The organism is Spirulina subsalsa CS-330 (genome assembly GCF_028330765.1).
Lineage (GTDB): Bacteria > Cyanobacteriota > Cyanobacteriia > Cyanobacteriales > Spirulinaceae > Spirulina > Spirulina subsalsa_A.
Window position 1 is genome coordinate 1 of the sequence record NZ_JAQMTY010000255.1, and the last position, 5,730, is coordinate 5,730.

At 54.9% G+C, this 5,730-nt stretch carries 4 protein-coding genes; all 4 read left to right on the forward strand.

All coding sequences use genetic code 11. The features are described 5' to 3' along the window. Positions 1-1,347: hypothetical protein (locus PN477_RS17595; protein WP_272147509.1), on the forward strand; the 1,347-nt coding region annotated here is incomplete at its 5' end. Positions 1,348-1,485: 138 nt separating this feature from the next. Next, the gene (locus PN477_RS17600) at positions 1,486-3,288 is read left to right on the forward strand and encodes a cytochrome c biogenesis ResB family protein (protein ID WP_272119059.1); all 1,803 of its coding nucleotides are present in this window, start codon (positions 1,486-1,488) and stop codon (positions 3,286-3,288) included. A 272-nt stretch (positions 3,289-3,560) separates the two neighbouring features. Beyond that, positions 3,561-5,273: a cytochrome c biogenesis protein gene (locus tag PN477_RS17605; RefSeq protein WP_272119057.1), complete on the forward strand. Its 1,713-nt coding sequence runs from the start codon at positions 3,561-3,563 to the stop codon at positions 5,271-5,273. Positions 5,274-5,304: 31 nt separating this feature from the next. Then, positions 5,305-5,535, forward strand: a complete 231-nt coding sequence (locus PN477_RS17610; protein ID WP_272119063.1) for a QcrA and Rieske domain-containing protein — start codon at positions 5,305-5,307, stop codon at positions 5,533-5,535. Positions 5,536-5,730: the final 195 nt, after the last annotated feature.

Consider the following 5,730-nt stretch of genomic DNA (forward strand, 5'->3'; position numbering starts at 1 on the left):
CCCTTCGGCCTCCTCCCCTGGCTCTACCTCTACGGTTTACACCTTATCGCCCACTGGCAAGCCCAAGCCGCATCACTCCGCTTCCGCAAAACCGCCTTAGATATTGCCACAATCGGCATCCTCGCAGGCAGTGTCTATTGGATCAAGTATTCTGCGGTCACCGCTGCGTTTGCCCTCTGTATTTATCTAGTCATTGAATTATTTTTCTATCTCAAAACATCACTAAACTGGCCACAAAAACTGATCTTGCTCACGATCGGCGGACTCAGTTTTGCCATCCCACCCGCTTTACTGTCAGGGATCAACCAAGCCTTAACCCAAACCGTTAATGTCTTGCAGCAGTCAGAACTCTCAGATTTTTCACCGGATCACCCACGCGGCTGGTACATGCTCCTTTTTCTTCTGGCTGTTCCGACTCTCTACCTCTTCCAAGGTATGTTTGTGTGGATGCACTTTGTCTTCTTTAGTGATAGCTGGTTACCCTTCTTTTCAGATATTGTCTTTCATAATCGAATTATTCCCCTTGCCATTCTCGTCTTGCCCCTGAGTGCTGCAATGGCATGGCTACTATGGCATCATCACCATCAGTTTAGCCCGTCACTCTTAAGATTTGCTGCCTGTGTGGGCTTTATTCCGCTCTTCCCCCTTGCTTACCTCTCCAACCGCATTGGGTATAATTTTTTGGTATTTAATCCACGCCATGGATCGTATCATTTTATCATTGTAGAAATGATTGTATTGACCATTCTTTTACGAGTAATATTTCTATTCAAGGAACAGTATCAAAAGCGAAAAAAAATATACTGGCTTATCTTGCTACTCATTGTTATCTTTCCTAATATTTTTCATGTTGGTATTTTTGCTAAAGAAAATTTTTTAATTCGAGAAAAGTCCGAGTATTTCGCAACATCAGAATACCTCTATGATCGGAACATCACATCGCAAAATATTCCGGGAATTCTTACTGAAATTCAAAATCTCATTCAAAGTCCAAAAGATGTAATTACTCTGGGAATAGATAATATTAGTGCTTTTTCATCATGGTTACTGGTGAATGGACGTGTTTTACCGCTGGCGTATTTCAGTGAATTGTTCGTAACAACCCATGGACGGGCGATGAGTGTCTATAGTGACAGTCCGTTTTTCACGTCGGAGCTATTGCGGGTGGTGTTGGTGGTGTCGCGATCGATTGAGCGCGATCGCCCTCGGTTCCAGACCCTCAAAAACCGCTTTCCCCAAGCGACTGATTGGCAGAAAGTTCCCGATCAACAGTTACCGGAATCCAACGTGGCGATCTACTTTACAGATTTGGTGGTGGACGGTGAGGCTCCGGCGGCGATCAAGTAGGGGGGATGGGTGGGTTAATCATGCATCGAATCATGATTAATTTGCATGATTGAGCCGGGTTTTGCCACTTTCACTACAAAAAAAATGAGCGAGTCCCGACACCATGGAGACGTTGTACCATTCCCCTCTTCGTGACTTATGATGCTCCGTCGTTTGTTGAAAGGATTCGGCTCGATTCGCTTGGCAGTGCCGTTGATGGCGGCCATTGTGGTGATTTTGATCGGGGCGACGGTGTACGAGTCCCAGGTGGGGTCGAGTACGGTGCAAGAGGTGATTTATAAGAGTCCCTGGTTTGGGGGCTTGATGTTTTTGCTAGCGCTGAATTTAGGGGCTTCGGCGATGTCGCGCTATCCCTGGCGGGGGGCGCGGAAGGTGGGGTTTGCCCTGACCCATTTGGGGTTGATTGTGATTATTGCCGGGGCGGCGGCGGTGATCCATGTGGGGGTGGAAGGGATGTTACTCGTTCGCACGGATGCAAACCCGACGAACCAAATTCGAGTCGAGGGAGAATTTTTAGAGGTGATGCAGCCCGATCAATCCCTGGCACAGGCGGAGGTGGTGATCACCAATGGGCAGGTGAAGACGCGGCAGGCGGCGGGTTTGGAGTTGCTGGATTATCGGGAAAATACGATTAAAACTGTGAGTTTTCAGGCGGGGGGCGCGGTGGAGAATCCGGCGGTGCGGTTGGAGTTACGGAGCGATCGCATGGTCCAAACCGTGGATCGCTGGTTGGCGATCGCGCCGCTCCCCTATCGTTCTGTCACCCTGGGCCCGGCGGAACTGGCGATCGCCCGTGCTGAGAGTGGGGCCGAACTTGACCAGCTTCTCCATCCCTCCACCGATGCCGATTCTCACCCTTGGGGAACCCTCACCCTCACCACTCCGGATCAATCGAACGTGATCGATCTTCAGACGGCGGCCCAGTCGGATCAGTCGATTCGCTGCGGGGATATCACGGCGCAAGTGGTGGCAGTGTTTCCCAATTTTCAACTCAACGGCAAAGGCCAGCCGATCAGCGTCTCGGATGAGTTTCAAAATCCGGCGGTACAGTTAACGGTGCAATCTCCGACGGGAAAAGAGCGGTGGTTTGTGTTTGCGAAACCGGATTTTCCGCCGGTGCGCACGCCGATCACGATGGCATTCACTGAGGATCTGAGGGTTGATTATGCGATCGCGCCGCCCCAACCCCAAGACTATTTCCATGTGGTAATCGGGCCCGATGCGCAACTGTATTACGTGGCGAAATCCTCCCAAGGGGTCAAATCCGGGCCGTTTAATCGCGGTCAAACCGTTACCCCTGGCTGGGCGGATTTCCAGATTCGCCTCGCCGATGTGCTCGACCATGCCCAACTACACCGCGAAGTTGTCCCCGTTGAGGAGCCGGGTCTAGAGGGCGTTCCTGCCCTCCAGGTGCGCACGGCGGCAGGAGCCGAGGCTTGGCTCCCCTGGGGTGAACCCACCGCGATCGCCGAACCCGACGGCGGGGAAACCCTGGCCGCCTTTACGCCCAAACTGCTGCAACTCCCCTTTGCGGTACAGTTGGATGATTTTATTGTGGATCGCAATGAAGGCTCGGAGTCAGTGGCGATGTGGACGAGTCAGATTGAAATTATTGATCCGGTGGCGCAGTGGGTGGAAGCGCGGCGAGTGTGGATGAATCACCCCACCTGGTATCACGGTTGGAAACTGGCCCAAGCCTCGTGGAATCCGGGGGATCTGAAGCAATCCACCCTGCAAGTGAAGCGGGAACCGGCTTGGGTGACGGCCTTAACCTGGATCGGGTCGGCGCTGGTGATTAGTGGGATTGCGGTGATGTTCTATGGCCCGGCCTTGGTGAAGCAATGGCGGCACACTGAGCCGTCAACTGTTCCCCTCTCGTCAGAGTCTGAGGCGGGATTAAGCAGCGCGATCGCAACACCTGAACCCGTTTCACCTTCCTAGCTGGGCCCTCATCCCCGACCCTTCTCCCACGGGGAGAAGGGAGCCAGAGGCCCTCTCCTGGGGGAGAAGGGAGCCAGAAGCCCTCTCCTGGGGGAGAAGGGAGCCAGAGGCCCTCTCCTGGGGGAGAAGGGAGCCAGAAGCCCTCTCCTGGGGGAGAAGGGAGCCAGAAGCCCTCTCCTGGGGGAGAAGGGAGCCAGAAGCCCTCTCCTGGGGGAGAGGGTTGGGTGAGGGCACATCCTAACGACTCGTTGTTTAACCTCTTGATTGAACCCATGAAATTTGCAAAATTCCTGATTGGACTCTGTTTAGGCGTGGTCTTGATTGTGGTTCCCTTCAGTCAATTTTCCGCCTCTCCCCTCGCGCCGCTGCAAGATTTAGCGGTGCAGTTGGACGGTCGCAAAAAGCCCCTCGATACCGTGGCGCGGGAAACAGTGCAGCAGATCCATGGTCGCACCACCTACAGAGCCACCAATGGGGAACAGTTGGACGGACTCCAGACCTATCTCGCGCTGCTGTTTAACGATCGCGACTGGAACCAAGAGCCGTTTATTCTGTTCAACTATCGCCCGTTAAAAGCAGAGGTGGGGCTAGATCCGGAGCAGAAATACTTCACCTTTGGGGAGTTGATGCGATCGCGCCTTGGCGGCATCGTCTCCACTGCCCACCAACACGCCCAAGATCAAGACCTGAGCCGCGCTGAACGGGAAGCCCTGCGCCTCGAAGACCGCCTCTCGCTGTTGATCGGCACAGTGAGCAGCGAAGCCCTACCCCTCGTCCCCCATCCCAGCGATGCCCACGGGGCTTGGGTGGGGATTGCCGACACCGCGACCCTCTATCCTGACAGCACAGCGGAGCAGATCGCGACCCTCTACCAATCCCTGCGCCAAAGTTATCGCCAACATACCCGCGATCTCGCCAGCCAAGCCCAAACCCTCCATGATACCCTCGCTGACCTCAGCCCGACAGTGTACCCCGATACCGCCCCCCTCGAACGGGAAACCCGCTTTTATCGCCTCCATCCCTTCGCGAAAGCCTGGCAACTCTACGCGATCGCTTTCGTCACGATGCTGATCGTTGTCCTTACTGGCAAGAGCGAATGGGATCAAGCGGCGATCGGGCTGTTCGTGGCAGGGTTGGGGATTCACGGTTACGGCTTCGTTGAACGGATGCAGATCGCCGGTCGTCCCCCCGTGACGAATATGTATGAATCCGTGATTTGGGTGAGTTTTGGTGTGGCTGCGATCGCCCTCCTCTTTGAACTCAAACACCGCGCCCGCTACTACCTCCTCGCCGCCGCTCCCCTTTCCATCGTCTGCCTCCTCCTCGCCGACAGCCTCCCCGCCGTCCTCGACCCCAGCATCCGCCCCCTCGTCCCCGTCCTGCGCGATAACTTTTGGCTCGCGGTTCATGTCCCGACGATCACCCTCAGTTATGCCAGTTTCGCCCTAGCCTTGGGGTTAGGACATATCCTGCTGGGGTTTTATCTCTTCGCCCCCCAATCCCCCCGCATTGCCCAACTCAGCAAATGGAATTACGGCGTGCTGCAAGTGGGCGTGTTGCTGCTCACAACGGGGATTATTCTCGGTGGCATCTGGGCGCATTTCTCCTGGGGACGTTTCTGGGGCTGGGACCCGAAAGAAACCTGGGCGCTGATTGCGTTGATGTGTTACGTGGTTCCGCTCCACGGTCGTCTCATGGGGTGGCTCGGTTCCTTTGGGTTGGCTGTAACGAGTGTGGTGGGGTTCAATGCGGTGCTGATGGCCTGGTATGGCGTTAACTTTGTCCTCGGAACCGGGTTGCATAGTTACGGATTCGCCACGGGGGGATCACAGTGGATTGTCGCGGGTCTGGTGGGGATGGATTTGCTCTTTGTTGCGATCGCTGCCGCCCGTTACAAACTCCGCCCTAACCCCATCGCACCCACCCCCACCACCGACCCCCATGTAGTGGTCACCAAACCAGATGTTCCCGTTCAACAATCCTAAACACAGCAACCCGATACAGTAACCCTATGTGATGATTTTCCGGCATCCGGATACCGCTGATCTCGTCGCCCTCAATCCCATGTGTACCCATCAGGGCTGCACCGTCAAGCTCGACCCCGACGCGAAAAATCTGCCCTGTCCCTGCCATGGTTCCGTCTTTGCCCTGGATGGGTCTGTGACCACTGGGCCTGCGGAAAAGCCGTTACCCGTCTTTGAAGTGAAAGAAGAAGATGGCTTAGTGTTGGTGAAAGTGAGTGCTTAGTTTGATACAGCTTGCTCAGAAATCATCACGTACAGATCAGCAGCCCCTCGTCTTGTGGGCTACTGCTTATACACAAACTGCTCTTAACGATGTTCACCTTCTCTCGATCCCCCCTAGCCCCCCTTAAAAAGGGGGGAACGCAAAAAAGTCCCCCTTTTTAAGGGGGATTTAGGGGGATCAAACGCAGACGAGGCC

Bases quoted from the DNA above. Each gene is read 5' to 3' on its own strand.
- PN477_RS17600 (WP_272119059.1), top strand. From the start codon at position 1,486: ATGATGCTCCGTCGTTTGTTGAAAGGATTCGGCTCGATTCGCTTGGCA.
- PN477_RS17605 (WP_272119057.1), top strand. From the start codon at position 3,561: ATGAAATTTGCAAAATTCCTGATTGGACTCTGTTTAGGCGTGGTCTTG.
- PN477_RS17610 (WP_272119063.1), top strand. From the start codon at position 5,305: ATGATTTTCCGGCATCCGGATACCGCTGATCTCGTCGCCCTCAATCCC.